Source organism: Corallococcus sp. AB030 (assembly GCF_003668965.1).
In the GTDB taxonomy this organism is placed as follows: domain Bacteria; phylum Myxococcota; class Myxococcia; order Myxococcales; family Myxococcaceae; genus Corallococcus; species Corallococcus exiguus.
On sequence record NZ_RAWQ01000094.1, the window covers coordinates 18,436 to 36,467 of the forward strand.

Sequence of the window (18,032 nt, forward strand, 5' to 3'; positions counted from 1 at the left end):
CCCGGGGACCTCTATTAAGTCGGCGGGCTATGTCCATGCGCTCTACTCGCATCGCCCTGGCCGCCCTCCTCGCGGCATCCCTCACCGCCGGCTGCAACAAGGAGAAGGCGCCGGCCAATGCCCAGGCGCCCGCCGCGCAGGTCCAGGCCGCCAACGCCACGGAGCCGGCGCCGGACACCGTGGTGGCCACCTTCGGCAACAACGAGAAGGTCACCTTCGGTGAGCTGAACGAGCGCATCAAGGAGCCGCTGGCGAACCTGGACAAGCAGAAGTTCCAGCTGCGCAAGCGCGGCCTGGAAGGGCTCGTCACGGAGCGCCTGGTGAAGGCCGAGGCGACCAAGCGCGGCATCACCGAGGACCAGCTGCTCAAGGCGGAGATCGACGACAAGATCCCCGCGCCGCCGGAAGAGAAGATCAAGGAAGTCTTCGACGGCGCCAAGGGTCAGCTGCCTCCGGGCGCGACCTACGAGCAGATGAAGCCGCAGATCGTGGAGTTCCTGTCCGGCCAGCAGAAGCAGGAAGTGGCCCAGAAGTTCTTCGACTCGCTGCGCGCGGGCGCCAACGTGAAGTACGAACTGCCCGAGCCCCCGCGCCCGCCCGCGGAGCGCAAGCAGGTGGCCGCCACCGGCCCGGCCAAGGGTCCGGAGAGCGCGCCGGTCACCATCGTGGAGTTCAGCGACTTCCAGTGCCCGTTCTGCAGCCGCGCCATCGGCACGGTGGACGAGGTGACGAAGCTCTACGGTGACAAGGTGCGCCTGGTGTTCCGCCAGTTCCCGCTGGACTTCCACCAGCAGGCGCAGAAGGCCGCCGAGGCCTCGCTGTGCGCGAACGAGCAGGGCAAGTTCTGGGAGATGCACGACAAGCTCTTCGCCAACCAGAAGGCGCTGGGCGTGGATGACCTGAAGAAGTACGCGGGCGAGCTGAAGCTGGACACCGCCAAGTTCAACACCTGCCTCGACTCCGGCGCGACGGCCGCGACGGTGAAGTCCGACATGGCGGACGGCTCCAAGGTGGGCGTCACCGGCACGCCGGCGTTCTTCATCAACGGCATCATGCTGTCGGGCGCGCAGCCCCTGGACGAGTTCAAGAGCATCATCGACGCGGAGCTGAAGGGCGCGAAGTAGTCCGTAGCGCCTGCAGGGAGGGATGCGGTGGCGTCCAAACCCAGGGCCACGCCCCGCGTGAGCGGTGAGGCGGCTTCGCTCGAACTGGAGCGGCCGCTCGCTGCTGTCGTCTCTCCCACCCGGCCCCTTTCGGCGCACTTCCTGGCGCCGGAGGGGCTGGTGCTCCTCCCGGAATCCCACGGCGCGGCTGGCTTCTTCGCCGGCAGCCTGGGGACGCTCTCGGTCGAGGAAGTGTTTGCCCAGATTCTTTCGGGCATCCGCACCGGCCAGCTCGTCGTGCAGCACGGCAGCGTGCGCCGCACGGTGGCCTTCCGCGACGGGCAGGTGGTGTTCGCCACCTCCAGCGAGCGCTGGGAGCGCCTGGGCGCGGTGATGGTGCGGCTGGGGCTTCTGACGGACGCGCGGCTTACCCAGGCGCTGGCGCAGGTGACGCCCGCGCGCCGCATTGGCCAGGTGCTCACGTCGCAGGGGCTTGTCTCCGAGGCCAGCCTCTACAGCGCCATGACGTTCGTGGTGCGTGAGGTGGTGCTCAACCTCTTCGAGATGGTGGAGGGCAGCTTCCTCTTCCTGGAGTCGAAGTCCCCCGCCGTGGACGCGGTGAAGCTGCCGGAGCGCACGCGCGACCTGGTGCTCACCGGCATCAAGCGCGCGGAGGAGACGGGCCGCCTGCGCCGCCGCTTCCCGGACGACATGCGCGTGACGCCCGGCCCCCAGGGCGCGCTGCCCGGCGAGGAGGCCCTGTTCGCGAAGCTGGGCGAGGGCACGACGCTGGGCGCGCTCCGGGCCGCCTACGCGGGCAGCCAGTACGCCTTCTACAGCGGCGTGGAGGAGGCGGTGCGCGGCGGCCACCTGTCCGTACAGGCCGCGGAGGCGCCTCCTGTTCCAGGTCCCGCGGTGGAGGGCATGGCCTGGGAGCTGTTGTCCGCGGAGGAGCGCTACAACCTCCTCCTGTCGCTGGTGCACCGCGCGCTGCGCGAGGCGGGCCGCGACGTGGACCTGCTGCGCGGCTTCGTGGAGTCGCCGCCGCCCGGACTGGAGGAGGCCTACCAGGGCGTCACGCTGGGGCCGGACGGACGGGTGGACGTGGCCCGGCTGCGCGCCAACGTGTCCACCAGCGGCGGCGAGGCGGTGGGCCGGGCCATGGCGCTGGAGGCGCTGGACGCGTTCGTGTCCTACGCGCTGTTCTCCGCGCGCAACGTGCTGCCGGCGGACGTAGCCGAGCGGCTGGCCAACACCTATCGCACCCTCCAGGGCGGCCTGTCGTAAGGCCGCTCCCGGGCGCGAAGTTTCCACCGTCTGACAGCACACACCGCCCCCGTGTGCCCCTGGCGGGCCCGGAGGTGGGTGTCCACGTTCCTCCCCACGGCTGGCGGCTGGCGGGGGACGAGCGACATGGGCGCGATGCGGATGTTGGGTTGGGGTGTGCTTCTGCTGAGCACGGCGTGTGGCGCGTCCCGGACGCCGGTGACGAAGGCGGAGCCCGGCACGGGTGGTTCCGGCATGGCGTCGGACGAGTCCGCTATCGCGTCCACCACGCGACGCTACGTGGATGAGGACCTGGGCTTCGAAATCATCCGGCCCACGGCGGAGTGGCAGCTGGATGAGACGAACGAGCGCACCCCGGAGGGGCTGGCGATACCCGTCATCCTGCGCCACCGCGTGACAGGGGCGCAGGTGGTGCTGCAGGTGGCGCCCGGCGTGGCCACGCCCGTGCAGTTCGCGGAGCGGCTGACGCAGGGGCTGCGCCAGCAGCCGGGTTTCACCACCACGGATCCGCAGCCCATCGCGCTGTCGGACAACGCGGTGGGGTTCGACTTCCAGGTGGGGGAGGGCGTGCGCGGCAAGGTGGCCGTGCGCGAGGGCAACTCCGGCCGCGTGCTGATGATGCTGGCCACCTGGCCCACGGAGGCCACCGCTGGCATCACGGAGAGCGTGGACGCCCTGATGGCGGGCGTCCGTCCACTCCCGGAGCCGAGCGTGGCGGTGCGGGCACCCAGCGCGCCTGAAAAGGAGCCCGGCGACCCGCGCTAGCCGGCGCGAGCAACCGGGCTTCAAGGCTCCACGCGGATGCCCGCGCGGAGCCCGGCGATGCTTCGCAAAGGACTCCGCGCGGAGTTCGGCGACGCTCCGCGAAGGACTCCATGCGGAGCCCGGAGGCTCCACGGGGACTACGCGCGGGCCGGCTTGCCCTTGGTGGCCTTCGGAGCCTTGGCGGCCTTCGGAGCCTTGGCGGCCTTGGGGGCCTTCGCGGGCGCCTCGGCCTTGGTGGGCTCCGGCTGCGAGGCGATGCGCGCGGCCTGCTGGCGCACCAGCTCCACAAGGGTGCGCGCGCCCACGCCCGTGCCGCCCTTGTTGAGGTAGCCGCGCTCCTTGGGGCTGTTGGACGGACCGGCGATATCCAGGTGCACCCAGGGCGTGTCGCCCACGAACTCCTTGAGGAAGAGGGCCGCGTTGATGGCGCCGCCCCAGCGCTCGCCGGAGTTCTTCATGTCCGCCACGTCGGAGCGCAGCGCGTCCTTCTGCAGGTCGCTGACGGGCAGGCGCCACATCTCCTCGCCCGCGGCGCGCGCGGCGGTGAGCACGCTGTTCACCGTGTCGTCGTCGTCGCCGAAGGCGCCCACGATGTAGCTGCCCAGCGCCACCATGCACGCGCCCGTGAGCGTCGCCAGGTCGATGATGGCGGACGGCTCGTGCTCGCCGGCCCAGGTGAGCATGTCACCCAGCACCAGGCGGCCTTCCGCGTCCGTGTTGGTGATCTCCACCGTCTTGCCGGAGCGCGCGGTGAGGATGTCACCGGGCTTGTACGCCGTGCCGGACGGCATGTTCTCGCACGCGCCGATGAAGGCGTGCACGGGGAAGGGCGGCTTCACCACGGAGCCGATGACCTTCATCGCGGCCAGCACCGCGGCGGAGCCCGCCATGTCCGTCTTCATCTCCACCATGCCCTCGGTGGGCTTGAGCGACAGGCCGCCCGAGTCGAACGTGATGGCCTTGCCCACCAGCGCCAGCGGGGCGCGCTTCGCGTCCTTCGCGTTCTTCGGCGTGTAGACCAGGTGGATGAGCCGCGGCTCCTGCACGCTGCCGGCGGTGACGCCCAGGAACATGCCCATGTTCAGGCGCTCAATCTCCTTGCGCGCGCCAATCTCCGCGGTGAGCCCGCCTTCCTTGGCGGCCTGCTGCGCGGCCTGCGCCAGCTTCGTGGGCGTCACCACGTTGGGGGGCTCGTTGACCAGGTCGCGCGCCCAGTTGACGGCCTCCGCCAGCTTCAGGCCCAGGTGGAGCGCGTCGTCCAGCGCGCGCGACTTCTCCGTGCCCTCCGGCAGGGACAGCGTGGCGCGGGTCAGCTTGGGGGCGCCCTTGTCCTCGCGCGCGGAGGACTTGTACTTGTCGAAGCGGTAGACGCCCAGCTCCAGGCCCTCCACCACCGCGCGCACGGCCAGCGCCGCGTCGTCCGTGGCGGGCACGCGGAAGCCGATGGCGGTGGACTTCAGCCGCTGCGCCGTCTTCGCCGCGCGGCCCGCGGCCAGCCGCAGCACCTCCGGCTGGAAGCGCGCGCGGTTGCCCAGGCCCAGGAGCAGGACGCGGTCCGCGCCCAGCTTCCCCAGCGTGTGCACGAGGAAGGACTGGTCCACCTTGCCCTTGAAGCCCTCCTGGGTGGCGGCGGCGCGCAGCTTGCCGTCCAGCGCCGCATCCGCGGCCGTCAGCGGCGCGGGGGCGGAATCACCCAGCTCGCCCTCGAAGAGGGGGATGACGAGCAGCTCACCGCTCACCGGCGCGGCTTCACCGGAGACGAGACTGAATTGCATGGCGACTTGGACTCCTGGACAGAGGGAGGGGGTGATCCGAGGGGCGCGACTGTAGACGCGCCGCGTGTTGCTCGCAAAGCGCTGGTTGCCACTCGGGCATTGCAATGCCCCTGCGCGCTGGATAGCTGTGCACTCCCAATGCCCACCCTGTTGCTGCATCTGACGGCCATCGAACGGTTGGCGGCCCACCCGGACGGGCTCCCCGCCGACTGGGTGCGCGCGCTGTCGGAGGACCTGCCGTACGCGCGCTTTGGCGCGGCGCTGCCGGACCTGCCGCTGTGCGCCGGCGTGCGCGGGGGCCTGGGCGTGATGATGCAGCCAGAGGCCGGCTGGCCCCCCTTCGCGCGGCTGTACCACGAGCGCGCCCCGGTGGGCCTGGGCCTGAAGATGGCGGAGCTCGTCGCCTCGGGCGCCCTCGTGGGCACGGAGGCGGGCCTGGCCATCCTCGCGGGGTATTTCACCCACCTGAGCCTGGACCGGCGCCTCCACCCGCTGGTGGACCAGCTGGTGCTGCGCCACCGCCGCAAGGGCGAGCGGGCCTCGGACGCACGGCGTCAGGTGGAGTGGGCCCAGACGCTCTTCTTCCTGCGCCAGCAGGACGGCACGGATGGCGTGGGCACCGCCCGCATCCGCGAGAAGTTCCAGGTGGTGAAGAGCTCTGGCATCCCGCTGCGAGGCATTGGCCGGGGCATCTACGAGCTGGTGCGTCTGGCGTCGCAGGACCGCGTGGGGCAGGCCCCCACCAAGGCGGAGCTGGACGGCTGGGTGCGCGGTCTCTACGTCTCCGGGCTCTTCCTCTCCAGTCCGCTCGGCCGCACACGGGCCCTCCCGGCGTACTCGCAGCTCTCCTTCCAGGAGCTGTACCGCAATGATCACTTTGACTTCGCGGTGGAACTGGACGCCGCGCTGGAGGTGACGCGCGGGCTGCTTCGAAAACTGCACGGCTACATGGCGCGCGGCACCTACACGCCGCGCACGCGCGCGCGGTTCATGGAGGAGTTTCCAGAGGGAACGCTGGGCGCCACCGCCGCGTAGTGAACGGATCCGCACGGCCCGCGTCTCGGGCCTGTGTTCGCGTGCAGGGCATCCAGCCGATCGAGCAGGTTGCCCTCCGGGGCGTGGCGCTATCCGAAGCGGGGAGTGCCTCCTATCCTCGATAGGGAATGACAGTCTTGCTCCTCATGGCGGCGGGTGTGTTGGCGGGTGGGCTGGGGGCGCTCCTGGGCATCGGGGGCGGCATCGTCCTGGTCCCCGTGCTCGTGTTGGGTTTCGGAATCCCACTGGAGCAGGCCGTCCCCGCGAGCCTGATGTGCGTGGTGGCCAACTCCTGCGCCGCCGCCGCCAGCTACGTGGAGAACAAACTGAGTGACCTGCGGCTGGGGCTCACCCTGGAGCTGGCGACGGTGATGGGCGCCATCGTCGGAGGGCTGGTGGCGGCCTTCGTCGCGGAGGCGATGGTGGCCGTGGTGTTCGGCCTCTTCACGCTCTTCGTAGCGCTGCAGATGCTGTTGATGCGCCGCCCCGTCCAGGAGCCTGCGACGGCGGCCAACTACGAGCCCGGCAACTACCCGCTGGGCATCTCCGGCTCCTTCGTGGCGGGCGGGCTGTCCGCGCTGCTGGGCGTGGGCGGTGGCCCGCTGAAGGTGCCGCTGATGACCTACGGCATGCGCGTGCCCTTCAAGGTCGCCAGCGCCACCAGCAACCTGATGGTGGGCGTCACCGGCGCCGCCAGCGTCGCGGCCTACGCGTGGCGCGGCCAATTGAATCTGGGGCTCGTGGCGCCGTTGGTCGTAGGGGTGCTGGGCGGCGCGTCCGTGGGCAGCAAGCTGATGCTGAGGACTCCGACCGCGGTGCTCAAGAAGCTCTTCGCGGCGGTCCTGTTGATTGTGGCCGGACAGATGTTGTGGAAGGGAGGGGAGGGGTTGTGGCCGAGCGTATGGAAATGAGTGAAGCGGAGCCTGAGCTACCCGGTGTCCACCCGTCGATGATGGTGCCGGAGGCAGGACCCCCACGTCGCAACGTGCAGGCGACGTCGGTGGCGTTGGACGCGGAGTTCCACGAGGAGCTCCCGCAGGAACCCATCACCCAGCCGGAGGTGCTCCCACGCGAGCGCCGGGGGGCCCGGAGGCTCGCGGCCGGGGAGCGATGGATTGCCCGCATGCTGCGCACCGGGGCCATCACCAGTGGGGCCATGTTCGTCACGTCGCTCGGGCTGGAGCTATTGCCGCGCGACGAGTCCGTGCACGTGGCCATCGACCTGTTGCGCAAGGGCGCGGCGTCCATGCTGCTGGTGACGCCGGTGGCACGGCTGGCGATGGCGGGGACGTTGTTGGGCCTGCGCGGCGAGTGGCGTTACGCCGCCATCGCCGCGGGCGTCATCGGGTTGCTCGCGCTAGCGGTGGGCGCGGGCTTCCAGGCCTGAACCGGAGTCAGACGCAATGAAGACCGCGCGCGGGGCTACACGCCGCGCGCGGCGAAGTGCGCGAGGACGTTCTTCACCTTCGCCACTTCATCGTGCTGCTTGAGGTCCTCGTACATGGGCAACACCGCCTCGAACTGCTCGCGGGCCGCGGCGTAGTCCTGGAGGTAGTAGCAGGACAGCCCCAGGTCCCAGCGCGCGCGGGCCTCGTAGACGTGGTCGTGCATCTCGCCGTACACGTCCACCGCGCGCAGCAGGTGCGGCCGCGCGTTGTCGTGGTGGCCCAGCAGGCCTTCGGACTCGCCCAGCAGCAGGTGCCCCAGCGCGAGCGCCTCCGCGTCCTCGCCCTGCTCCAGGAGCGGCACGGCCTCCAGGAAGCGCTTGCGGGCGGGCTCGTACTCGCCCTTGGCCATGCGCAGGTCGCCAATGTCCAGGAGCAGCCGCGCGATGCGCTCACTGTTGCGCGTCTGGCGGTAGAGGATGAGCGCCTCCTGGTACTTCTCCTCGGCGCCGTCGACCTCGCCCATGGCGCGCAGGGACTCGCCGATGCAGGCGCGGGAGAGCGCCTCGCCCTCGCGGTCGCGCGCCTCGTTGAAGAGCAGGGCGGCGGTGGCCATGTGCTCGATGGCGCTCTTGTGATCCTCGAAGTAGGCCTTCACCACGCCCAGGCCGAAGAGCGCCTGTGCCTGGCCGGGCTTGTTGCCCGCGGTCTTGAAGAAGCCGAAGGCCTCCTCGTAGTGCTCGCGGCTCGCCGCGTGGTCCTCCAGCATGCCGTACAGCTCCGCCAGCGCCACCAGGCCCTGGCCCACTTCCGAGGGCGAGCCGGTGATGCGCAGCGGGGCGAGCGCGTTCTTCTGCTTCTGGATGGCGTCTGCGATGTGGGCGCGTTCGTTGTCGGACGGGTGCATGTCAGTTCTCGTGAACCTTGCGGCGGCGGACGCCCCTGTCCAGCGAATCGTGCTTCTCGCCCCCTTCAGCGCCGTTGCCATCGGGCTCGGCGTTTCCGTTGCGCTCGGCCTTCTCCTTCTCGTGGACCAGCAGCGGGGAGAAGAAGCAGTCCTTCTTCGTGTACTCGTCGAAGGCGAACGCGAAGCGGTAGCTGGCGGCCGCGCGCTGGTTGCAGTCCGTGCGCTCGCAGAAGCGGCAGGAGATGCCGCTGGGGATGGCGTCCTTGCGCAGGTCGTTGGTGGGCAGGCCGTACGCCAGGTACTTCGCGTTCTCCGCGTGCGTGCCCAGGCCGATGGAGTACGCCGTGCCCTTCACGATGGAGCCTTCAATCGGCTGCAGCTGCACCTTCGCGAAGCAGAAGTACGTCGTGCCGTCCGGCATGATGGAGTACTGCCGGGTAATCTGGGACGGGTTGAGGAACGCCAGGTGCACCGCCCACTTCGCGCAGGAGCCGCCGCCGGACGCGAAGCGGATGCCGGTGCCGCTGTAGCGCTTGGAGATGTTCCCGGCGATGTCCGCGCGCAGGAAGTGGAAGGGCAGGCCCTGGCGCTTGGGGTCGGACAGGTTGCAGATGCGGTGGGCCACCGTCTCGTAGGTGGTGCCGAAGATGTTGGAGAGCAGCTCCACGTCGTAGCGCGTGCGCTGCACCTCCTTGAAGAACTCGCCGTAGGGCAGCATCAACGCGCCGGCGAAGTAATTCGCCAGGTTTACTTTGATGAGGCGCTCCGTCTCCCCGTGGCGCATGCGGCCCGCGCCCAGGATGCGCTCCACCAGCTTCTCGCGGTCCATCACCATCAGGCCCATGGACGCGGCCACCTGGAACTTCAGCGGCTGCTCCGTGAGGTCCGGTGACAGCGTGAGCGTGCGCGTGTCCAGGTCCAGCCGGCGCACCACGGACGACCCGCTGGTCGCGCGTTCAATCTGCACCTTGAAGTCGAACCGCTCCTCCAGCATGCGGATGAGGTTGCTGCTGGTGAGCTGCTGCTCCAGGCGGAAGTCGCGGCGCAGGCTCTCCGCCTGCTCCTCCAGCTCCGGGAAGTAGTTGCGGTGCTTCTCCAGGAAGTCGCTGACCTCGTCGAAGGGTGAGTAGTCGAAGCGCACGCCCGGCGTGTTGCCCAGACCGGAAGGGGAGCCCTGCGTGCGCGTGCGCTCCTCCACGTTGAGCTGCGCGAGCACGTTCTCCAGCTGCGTGCGCGTGTTCTTGTAGAGGTTGAACAGCGCGGCGACGGTGCCGGCCAGCTTCGGCTCCGCGGACAGCGACTGGAGCGACTCCGAGTCGATGTCCAGGCTCTTGAGCAGCGGTTCATCCAGCAGCTTCGCCAGGGCCTCGTCCACGCGGCCCTCGCCCAGCGTGGACATGAACTGCTCGGGGTCCTGCTCGAAGTAGCGCAGCGCCTTCCACAGGAGCGGGAAGGGCATCACGCGCTTCCCCTTCTCAATGAGGTTCAGGTACGCGGGCGAGACGCCCAGGTCCTTCGCGGCGTCCGCCTGCTTGATGTTGCGTTGCAAGCGCAGGCCTCGAAGCTTCAGCCCCACGTTCGCGTTCAGCGCGTTGTCGTTGTTCATGGCTCCAACCCCCGGCGGGCCGCGTCAGGAGGCGCGCTCCAACACCGGGTCTCTGGATCCACTCTGCAAATCGATTTACCGATTTGCAATCAACGTTTTCGGATCGCCGCAGCGCTGTCCCGCAGGCGACGCGCGAAGGGTTGACTGCCTCCACCCTGGCCTTATAGGGACGTAATCCCATGTAATCACAGGGCTTTCAGGCGCCCCCGGTGTGCGGCGACGGCGCCCGTGCACCGCGCTGTCAACCCTTGACTGACGCGGTGCGGCGGGGCTGGGGAAAAGTCAGTAAAAAAGCGCCAGATTATTTACAGCGACTCAGCGGGCTTCCGGGACCCGCTGAAAGATGATCGCGACGTTGGTGCCGCCGAAGCCGAAGGAGTTGCTCATGACGGCGTTCACGCGCGCCTCGCGGGCGGTGTTGGGCACGCAGTCCAGCGGGATGCGCGGATCCTGATTCTCCAGGTTGATGGTCGGGGGCAGCACACCGCGCGTGAGGGCGAGGATGCTGATGACGGCCTCGGCGGCGCCGGCCGCGCCGTTCATGTGGCCCGTCATGGACTTGGTGGAGGAGATGGCGAGCGACTTCGCCGCGTCGCCGAACACCTTCGCGATGCCCTCCGTCTCCAGCAGGTCGCCGATGTCCGTCGAGGTGCCGTGGGCGTTGAGGTAGCCGATGTCTGCGGGGGCCATGCGCGCATCCTTCAGGGAGGCCTTCATCGCGCGCTGGGCGCCCTCGTGGCCGGGCGCGGGGGAGGTGACGTGGTAGGCGTCGGAGCTGGCGCCATAGCCCACGAGCTCCGCGAGGATGCGGGCGCCCCGGGCGCGGGCGTGCTCGTACTCCTCCAGGATGAGGATGGCCGCGCCTTCCGCGAGCACGAAGCCGTCGCGGTCCTTGTCGAACGGGCGGCTCGCGGCCTGGGGCGCGTCGTTGCGGTTGGACAGGGCCTTCATCGCGGCGAAGCCGCCCACGCCCAGCATGGAGATGGGGGCCTCCGCGCCGCCCGCCAGCGCCACGTCGAACTCGCCGCGCTGGATGCCGCGCATCGCTTCACCGATGGCGTGCGCGCTGGTGGAGCACGCGGAGTTGGTGGCCCAGGACGGGCCCTTGATGCCGTGGCGCATGGAGATGTAGCCGGGCGCCATGTTGATGATCATCTGGAGGATGAAGAAGGAGCTGATGCGGTCGGGCCCCTTCTCCAGCGCCTTGCGGTGCGTCTCCTCCAGGCTGCTGAGACCGCCGATGCCGGAGCCGATGACGGCCGCCACGCGCTCCGCGTTCTGTTCGGTGATGACCAGCCCGGAGTCCTCGAGGGCCATGTCCGACGCGGCCACCGCGAACTGCGCGAAGCGGTCCATGCGGCGCACCTCGCGCCGTTCGATGTAGTCCTCCGGGTTGAAGCCCTTCACCTCACCGGCGAAGCGGCAGTCCAGCGCGCTCGCGTCGAACAGGGTGATGGGCCCCACGCCGCTGCGGCCGTTCACCAGCGCGTCCCAGCTCTTCTCCACGCCGATGCCACAAGGGCTGATGAGCCCCATTCCCGTCACGACGACGCGTCGCTGTTCCATCGCGCACTCCTTGACCCTGTTCGTTGAACCGGGATGGTATTATGACCATCCTTCCATGAGTTCAAGCCCAAGGGAGCCCCGATGAGCGAGCAGGCAGACAATCCGCGCACGCGGACGGTGACGTGGAGGGACCCGAAGGAGGGCGCTTCCGCGGCGAAGAAGCTGTCGGGGCTGGAGTACCTGCGCGCCATCCAGCGGGGCGAGCTGCCGGGGCCGCCCATCGCGGAGCTGATGGGCTTCACTCCCGTGGAGGTGGAAGAGGGCCGGGTGGTGTTCGCGGTGAAGCCGGGCGAGCACCACTACAATCCCATTGGCATGGTGCACGGCGGGCTGGCCGCGACGCTGATGGACTCCGCCATGGGGTGCGCCATCCACACGATGCTGCCGGTGGGCGCGGGCTACACGACGCTGGAACTGCACGTGAACTACGTGAAGGGCATTGCCCACGACACGGGGCAGCTGTTCTGCAAGGGCGAGGTCATCCACCTGGGCGGCCGCGTGGCGACGGCGCAGGGCCGGCTGGTGGACGAGAAGGGCACGCTCTACGCGCACGGCACGACGACGTGCATGGTGTTCCGGCCGCAGGGTGCGGGCGGCAAGGAGTAGGGGCGATGCGCTACACCGCTGAACACAAGCAGGCCACGCACGCGCGCATCCTCGCGGCGGCGGAGAAGTTGTTCCGCGCGGAGGGCTTCAGCGGTGCGAGCGTGGAGCGGGTGATGCGGGCCGCGGGCCTGACGGTGGGCGGCTTCTACGCCCACTTCACCTCCAAGGAGTCGCTGCTCGCGGAGTCCCTGCGCGCCTTCATGACGGCGCGCAGGACGCCCTGGCTCGCGGGGCTGGAGGCGGCGCGGGGCCCCGCGTTCCTGGATCGCTTCGCGCGGCGCTACCTGGATCAATTCAACCGGGACACGGGCGACACGACCTGCATGATGCCGTCGCTCCTGTCGGACCTGACGCGCGCGGCGCCGGAGGTGCAGGCCGCGTTCGGCCAGGGGCTGGAGGACCTGGTGGGCCAGGCCCAGACGCACCTGCCCCCGCGCGAGGGCGCCACGCCCCGGCAGCAGATGCTGGCCACGGTGGCGCTGTGCTTCGGCGCGATGACGCTCGCGCGGGCCACCGCGTCCCAACCGCTGGCGGCAGAGATTCTGGATGCGGCTCGCGCGCTGCTCGTCGCGGGGGCTCCCGTGGAGGGGGAGGGGAGCGCCACGAACGAGGCGCCTCGCGCGCACGCGGCGCCGCGCAGGGTTAATGCCTCGCGCGAGAAGGCGCCTTCCCGGAAGCGCAGTGCTGGCTCCGCGCGCAAGAAGCCCCTCTGAGCGGACGTCCTGCCGACATGTGTTCCTGGTGCGTCGGCATTCCGGGCTGGACGGCATGGGGTCCACCGTGGAGTCCTTCTGCGCGGACCTTGAACTGCGGGGATGAAGTGGGCGCATTGAAGAAGTGGGTGGCTCGCGCGTGGCTGCTGAGCCTTGCGCTCACGCTGGGCGCATGTGGCTCCGCGCCGCTCGCGGCTCCCTGGGCGGACCCCGAGCCCCTCCGCTACAACATCCTCTACACGCACGACCCCACGCCGCGTCTGAACGTGGAGGTCTTCCTGCCTCGGAAGTTCGCGCTCGATTTCCTCTTCCGGCAGCCGGGGCGGGTGGAGTCCCTGGTCGCCACGGACGAGGGCGGCAACCGGTTCGAGTTCTTCCCCAGGAACGGCGCGGTGCACGTGCCCGAGGGAACGCGTGTTGTCCGCTACCACTACCCTCTGGCCGTCCCTCCTCAAGGGGGCGGCAGGCACCTGTTCGGAGGCATGGGAGAAGGGGACACGTGGCACGTGGCCGGCAAGGCCTACTTGCTGACCCCCAGCCGCGTGACGGCCGACCTGCGCGTTGACCTCTCCGTGTCCGGCGCGGGCGCGCTCCTGCCGTGGACCCCCGGAGACAACGGCGTCTACCACCTGCGCGGCGAGGACCTCATCGACGCGGGCTTCCATTCCTTCGGTGGCAGGCGGTGCGAGGCTCATGTCGGAGCCTCCGTGATGGAGGTCGCCCTGCTGGGCCGCTTCACGCACCTGACGGACGCGGACCTCTGCGCGTGGCTCGAACAGGCCGGGCGCGAGGTGGTCACCGTGCGCAAGTCCTTCCCGTACCCGCGCATCACCGTGCGCGTGTTGCCAGTGCCCGGTGATGCCACGCCCGGAGTCTTCGGGATGACCTTGTGGAGCGCTCCGCCCAGCATCTCCATCCTCGTGGGCCAGGACGCCACCGCCGCGTCCTTCGCGAAGGACTGGGTCGCCGTCCACGAGATGCTGCACCTGACGCATCCGGCGTTGGTGCCCCGGGAGGCCTGGCTCACCGAGGGCCTGGCCACCTACTACACGGAGCTCGCCCGCGCGCGCTCCGGACGCCAGACGGCCCGGCAGGCCTGGCGGGAGCTGACGAACGGCTTCGCGCGAGGCCAGGCCGCCTCGGGCTCACGCACCATGAAGGAGGTCGTCGCCGAGGAGCGGAACTTCATGGGCATCTACTGGACCGGCGCGCTCTTCGCACTGCACCTGGACGTGGAGCTGCGCCGCGTGACGAACGGCCGCGCACAACTGGAGGACGTGCTGGAGCTGCTCGCCACGCGCGGCCCCACCGCGACGCTTGCCAGCTTTGGCGACGCCGTGGACACGGTCGCGGGCCAGCCGCTGTTCGGTGCGCTGCTCGCCCGCCATCTGCCGAAGCCCGCCTTCTCCGAACTGCCCCCCTTGCTGGAGAACCTGGGCGTCCGAATTGACCCAGGCGGCGTCACGCTCCATGCTGCGCCGGGCAGTGGGTGGCGTGAGGCACTGGATGGCGAGCGGACCCCGGACGACGCGGGGTGAACACCTGGAGAAGAGAAAGGGCCGTAACCGATTCCCGGTTGTCGCGTATCGCATGCATCCGCGAGGTTCGCGGCATCCGTAGATGAGGTCCGCCATGTTCCGCAGCGTCCTGATGCTCGCCGCCACCCTGTCGCTGTCCGCGTCCGCCGCGGAGCCCGCGGCTTCCGACAAGCACTTCGTCTTCCGTGATCCGAACAGCCGCGACACGGTGATGTTCGTGCTGGACGCGCCGCTGGAGGTCATCAACGGCCTGTCCAACCAGGTGACGGGCCGCGTGGACGTGCAGGGGCAGAAGGCCAGCGGCCGCTTCCAGGTGCCGGTGAAGTCCATCAAGACGGGCAACGAGACGCGCGACGGCCACCTGCAGAACGACCGCTGGCTGGACGCGGCGAAGCACCCGGACATCGTCTTCGAGTTCAAGGACGTGGCCCTGCCCGCGCCGCTCGCCAACGCGAAGCCGGTGGTGCTCAAGACGAAGGGCACCTTCACCATCCACGGCATCACGCGCGAGGAGCCCGTGGAGGTAACGGCCACGTACCTCCAGGAGACCGCCGAGACGAAGAACCGCGCCGCGGGCGAGCTCTTGCGCGTGCGCGCGAAGTTCCAGATTCCCCTGGAGGCCTACGGCATCCAGCGCACCGAAGCGCTGCTGCTGAAGGTGGGCGAGCGGGCCGAAGTCACGGTCGACGCCTGGGGCTCCACGCAGTTCAAGCCGTAGCGGTCGTTGTCGTCAGTTCCCCCCGTAGTCACACCCCACGCGGTACGAAAGGAAGCAACACATGAACGTCAAGGCTCTCGCGGCGGTCGTCGGCACCCTGTCCCTCGGCGCGCTGGCCACCGGCTGTGCGTCCAACAAGGCGGCGGAGGGCAGCAAGGTGCACGCCGCCTCGCCGGGCGCGGCGGAAGGCGCCGAGGCCAGCTGCAGCAACAAGCCCGCCGACGCGGCTGCTCCCGCCGCCGCCCCCGCCGCGGCCCCGGAGAAGGGCGCCGAGGGCTCCTGTGGCGCCGGCTCCTGCGGCGCTGGCTCCTGCAGCGGCAAGAAGTAGTCATCGCTTCGGGAGGGCCTGCGTGACAGGTCTCCTCCCAGGCTCGCGGGCGGCGGGAAGAGTCCTTCCTGCCGCCCGTGTTGTTTCACCTGTCGCACGTGAAGGAGCGCCGCATGCCGTCCCCCCGTTACGCAGACCGCCATGGATTGAAGCCGCTGGGGGCGGGCATCGGGTTGCGCCGCGACTTCTACGAAGCGCTGCCGCGCACGCCGCGCGCGCTGGACTGGGTGGAGATCATCCCGGAGAACTTCCTCTCGCTGGGCGGCCGCTCCCAGCGCGCCCTGGACGCGTGCCGCGAGCGCTGGACGCTGCTGCCGCATGGCGTGGGCCTCAACATCGGCGGGCCGGACGCGCTGGATGACGACTACGTCACCCGCCTGGCCGCGCTGGTGAAGCGGCTGGACGCGCCGTTCTTCTCCGACCACCTGTGCTACTCGCGGCTGGGCGGAGTCCACCTGCACGACCTGCTGCCGCTGCCCTTCACGGAGGCCGCGGTGGAGCACGTGGTGCCGCGCGTGCGCGAAGTCATGGCGCGCGTGGAGCGCCCCTTCCTGCTGGAGAACCCCAGCTACTACGCGGCCATGCCGGGCGGCACGCTGAAGGAGGCGGACTTCCTGCGCCAGGTGGTGGAGGCCGCGGACTGCGGGCTGCTCCTGGACGTGAACAACGTCTGGGTCAACGCGCGAAACCACGGCTACGACCCGCGCGCCTTCGTGGACGCGCTGCCCCTGGAGCGCGTGGTGCAGGTGCACCTGGCCGGCCACGACGTGCGCGAGACAGTCCTCATCGACACGCACGGCGACCGCGTCTGCGATGACGTCTGGTCGCTGTACCGCTACACGCTGGAGCGCACCGGCCCCGTGTCCACGCTGATGGAGTGGGACCAGGCCATCCCGTCCCTGGACGCCGTGCTGGACGAGGCGGACCAGGCGCGCGCCGTGCTCGCGGAGGGTGCGCGATGAAGGCGTCGCTGAAGCACTTCTTCGACAGCATGGATGCGTACCTCGCCGGGCCCCCTGGCGCGGAGGGGCTGTTGAAGCTGTCCGCGTCGCACCCGGGCTGGGACGTGGATCCGGAGCGCATGGCGCTCTACGGCCAGTTCGTGCGCGGCCACGTGCGCTCCACGCTGGAGAAGCTCTTCCCGCTGACGCGCAAGGCGGTGACGCCGGAAGCGTGGGACGCGCTGGTGGGCGGCTACACCCGCACGCGGCCCGCGCGGCACTACGAGCTCAACCGCCTGGGCGAGGGCTTCGCGCCCTTCGTCTCGGACGCCGCCGACGCGAAGGGGCTGCCGCCGTTCCTGCCCGCGCTCGCGCGCTTCGAGTGGACGGACTTCGCGGTGTTCGCCTCCGAGGAGGACCTCCCGGACGCCGTCGAGCGCCTGATGCCCAACCCCACGCTCACGGTGCTGGAGCTGCCCTACCGGCTCTGCGCGTTCGTGCGGGCCCGGGGCGCGGAAGCAGTGCCGGCGGAAGGCGAGGAGCTGGCGCTGCTCTGGCGCCATCCAGAGCGGCTGATGACCTTCTACATGGAGGCCACGCCGCCCGCGCTGCTGGTGCTGAAGATGGCCGTGGAGGGCCTGTCAGAAGAGGCCGTCGTCCAGGCCACCGGCATGTCCGCCGCGGACCTCCACGCGGAGGTGGTGCGCTTCGCGAATGACGGCCTGGTGCTGGCTCCGGCAGCCCGTATTCATTGAAGAACCTGTTGTCTTCCGAGCGGTTTCGCCGCAGCACGTCAAGACGCAAGTGTCCTTCATGGATCCTTTCGTGAAGACGCATGGCTAGGTTTGCGTCCAACATCGCGCAGAAACCGACCCGGAGGTTTTCACCATGAAGAAGACGCTGACTGCCGTGCTGCTGTCGCTGACCCTCGCCGCACCCGTCATGGCCAAGGACATCGCGGGTGTGAAGTACCCGGAAACCGCCACCGTGGCTGGCAAGGAGCTGAAGCTCAACGGCGTGGGCCTGCGCAAGAAGGCCATCTTCAAGGTCTACACGCTGGGCCTCTACGTGGAGAACCCCACGCAGGACGCCACCGCGCTGCTCAACGCGGATGAAGTCAAGCGCGTGCGCATGTTCATGAAGCGCGACCTCAAGAAGGAGCAGATCACCGAGGCCATCGAGAACGGCTTCAAGAAGAGCGCGGGCGCGAACATGCCCAAGCTCCAGGCGCGCCTGGACGCCTTCAAGGCCGCCATCCCCGCGGAGGTGAAGGAGGGCCAGGAGCTCAACCTCACCTACGTCCCCGGCAAGGGCACCACCGTGCAGGTGACGGGCGGCCAGTCCATCGACGTGGAGGGCAAGGACTTCGCGGACGCGCTCTTCTCCGTGTGGCTGGGCAAGGACCCCGTGGACAGCGGCCTCAAGGACGGCATCCTCGGCAAGGAAGACTGACGCTCCTTTCGCGCTTCACCCGGAGTCCTGCGCGCGCCCCCGGAGCGGCCCTTCTTCACGGAAGGGGCGTTTCGCGGGGCGCGGTCGTTTCCGGAGGCAACGCCATTGCTTCAATGGTGGACAGCGGACGACGCCCCTGTCACACGCGCTGGAGTTGAAGCTGGAATGCCCCCGCGCATCAGGAGTTGATGCGCGCCGGATCCTCACCCCTTGTCCGTGCTGGAGAACGCTTTGAAGCGACTGGCCCTCTTCGCCGCCTCCTGTGTCCTTGGCGCCGCCTGCAAGACGGCGGGGCCCACCCCCGAGC

Annotated in this window: 18 protein-coding genes; 14 read left to right on the plus strand and 4 right to left on the minus strand. The window is 69.7% G+C overall.

All coding sequences use genetic code 11. The features are described from left to right. Window positions 1–29 precede the first annotated feature (29 nt). The 3 genes from D7Y15_RS22180 (at window position 30) to D7Y15_RS22190 (ending at window position 3,155) form a co-directional block, all read left to right on the plus strand. Window positions 30–1,124 carry a thioredoxin domain-containing protein gene (locus tag D7Y15_RS22180; RefSeq protein ID WP_120578563.1) on the plus strand — a complete coding sequence of 365 codons (1,095 nt, stop codon included), beginning with the start codon at window positions 30–32 and terminating at the stop codon, window positions 1,122–1,124. Window positions 1,125–1,151: 27 nt separating this feature from the next. Then, complete coding sequence (locus D7Y15_RS22185) at window positions 1,152–2,390, plus strand: DUF4388 domain-containing protein (RefSeq protein WP_121753836.1); 1,239 nt, start codon at window positions 1,152–1,154, stop codon at window positions 2,388–2,390. A gap of 126 nt (window positions 2,391–2,516) precedes the next feature. Continuing rightward, window positions 2,517–3,155: a hypothetical protein gene (locus tag D7Y15_RS22190; protein WP_121753843.1), complete on the plus strand. Its 639-nt coding sequence runs from the start codon at window positions 2,517–2,519 to the stop codon at window positions 3,153–3,155. A gap of 137 nt (window positions 3,156–3,292) precedes the next feature. Here the strand turns inward: D7Y15_RS22190 and D7Y15_RS22195 are convergent, their stop codons facing one another. After that, entirely contained in the window at window positions 3,293–4,930 is a 1,638-nt protein-coding gene (locus tag D7Y15_RS22195) for a leucyl aminopeptidase (RefSeq protein WP_121753837.1), read from the minus strand. Between the two features lie 138 nt (window positions 4,931–5,068). Here D7Y15_RS22195 and D7Y15_RS22200 point away from each other — a divergent pair, with 138 nt between their 5' ends. The 3 genes from D7Y15_RS22200 (at window position 5,069) to D7Y15_RS22210 (ending at window position 7,352) form a co-directional block, all read left to right on the plus strand. Beyond that, entirely contained in the window at window positions 5,069–5,965 is an 897-nt protein-coding gene (locus D7Y15_RS22200; RefSeq protein WP_120578560.1) for a hypothetical protein, read from the plus strand. Window positions 5,966–6,093: 128 nt separating this feature from the next. Beyond that, window positions 6,094–6,876, plus strand: a complete 783-nt coding sequence (locus D7Y15_RS22205) for a sulfite exporter TauE/SafE family protein (RefSeq protein WP_120564086.1) — start codon at window positions 6,094–6,096, stop codon at window positions 6,874–6,876. Continuing rightward, window positions 6,873–7,352 (plus strand): hypothetical protein, encoded by a 480-nt coding sequence (locus D7Y15_RS22210; protein WP_233597437.1) that lies wholly within the window; start codon window positions 6,873–6,875, stop codon window positions 7,350–7,352. The genes D7Y15_RS22205 and D7Y15_RS22210 overlap by 4 nt, the downstream gene beginning before the upstream one ends. 35 nt (window positions 7,353–7,387) lie before the next feature. On the opposite strand, the gene D7Y15_RS22215 is transcribed toward D7Y15_RS22210, so the two are convergent. From D7Y15_RS22215 to fabF, 3 genes are all read right to left on the minus strand, one after another. Then, window positions 7,388–8,257: a tetratricopeptide repeat protein gene (locus tag D7Y15_RS22215; RefSeq protein WP_120580718.1), complete on the minus strand. Its 870-nt coding sequence runs from the start codon at window positions 8,255–8,257 to the stop codon at window positions 7,388–7,390. A 1-nt stretch (window position 8,258) separates the two neighbouring features. Beyond that, window positions 8,259–9,863, minus strand: coding sequence for a short-chain fatty acyl-CoA regulator family protein (locus D7Y15_RS22220; protein ID WP_121753838.1), 1,605 nt, complete (start codon window positions 9,861–9,863; stop codon window positions 8,259–8,261). A gap of 315 nt (window positions 9,864–10,178) precedes the next feature. Then, a complete protein-coding gene (gene fabF / locus D7Y15_RS22225) occupies window positions 10,179–11,429 on the minus strand; it encodes a beta-ketoacyl-ACP synthase II (RefSeq protein ID WP_121753839.1) in 1,251 nt (416 codons plus the stop codon). Between the two features lie 81 nt (window positions 11,430–11,510). Here fabF and D7Y15_RS22230 point away from each other — a divergent pair, with 81 nt between their 5' ends. The 8 genes from D7Y15_RS22230 to D7Y15_RS22265 all read left to right on the plus strand — a co-directional run bounded on the left by D7Y15_RS22230 (window position 11,511) and on the right by D7Y15_RS22265 (window position 17,725). After that, the gene (locus tag D7Y15_RS22230; RefSeq protein ID WP_121753840.1) at window positions 11,511–12,035 is read left to right on the plus strand and encodes a PaaI family thioesterase; all 525 of its coding nucleotides are present in this window, start codon (window positions 11,511–11,513) and stop codon (window positions 12,033–12,035) included. Window positions 12,036–12,040: 5 nt separating this feature from the next. Further along, window positions 12,041–12,748 (plus strand): TetR/AcrR family transcriptional regulator, encoded by a 708-nt coding sequence (locus D7Y15_RS22235; protein WP_121753841.1) that lies wholly within the window; start codon window positions 12,041–12,043, stop codon window positions 12,746–12,748. A 116-nt stretch (window positions 12,749–12,864) separates the two neighbouring features. Then, window positions 12,865–14,286: a hypothetical protein gene (locus tag D7Y15_RS22240; RefSeq protein WP_233605048.1), complete on the plus strand. Its 1,422-nt coding sequence runs from the start codon at window positions 12,865–12,867 to the stop codon at window positions 14,284–14,286. Between the two features lie 94 nt (window positions 14,287–14,380). Next, on the plus strand, window positions 14,381–15,004 hold the full coding sequence (locus D7Y15_RS22245; RefSeq protein ID WP_120580713.1) for a YceI family protein: 624 nt from the start codon (window positions 14,381–14,383) through the stop codon (window positions 15,002–15,004). A 61-nt stretch (window positions 15,005–15,065) separates the two neighbouring features. Beyond that, window positions 15,066–15,332 (plus strand): hypothetical protein, encoded by a 267-nt coding sequence (locus D7Y15_RS22250; protein ID WP_120580712.1) that lies wholly within the window; start codon window positions 15,066–15,068, stop codon window positions 15,330–15,332. A gap of 113 nt (window positions 15,333–15,445) precedes the next feature. Continuing rightward, the gene (locus D7Y15_RS22255) at window positions 15,446–16,294 is read left to right on the plus strand and encodes a DUF692 domain-containing protein (RefSeq protein ID WP_120580719.1); all 849 of its coding nucleotides are present in this window, start codon (window positions 15,446–15,448) and stop codon (window positions 16,292–16,294) included. Next, the gene (locus D7Y15_RS22260) at window positions 16,291–17,028 is read left to right on the plus strand and encodes a DUF2063 domain-containing protein (protein ID WP_120580711.1); all 738 of its coding nucleotides are present in this window, start codon (window positions 16,291–16,293) and stop codon (window positions 17,026–17,028) included. The genes D7Y15_RS22255 and D7Y15_RS22260 overlap by 4 nt, the downstream gene beginning before the upstream one ends. 133 nt (window positions 17,029–17,161) lie before the next feature. Continuing rightward, window positions 17,162–17,725, plus strand: coding sequence for a chalcone isomerase family protein (locus D7Y15_RS22265; RefSeq protein WP_120580710.1), 564 nt, complete (start codon window positions 17,162–17,164; stop codon window positions 17,723–17,725). Window positions 17,726–18,032 lie beyond the last annotated feature (307 nt).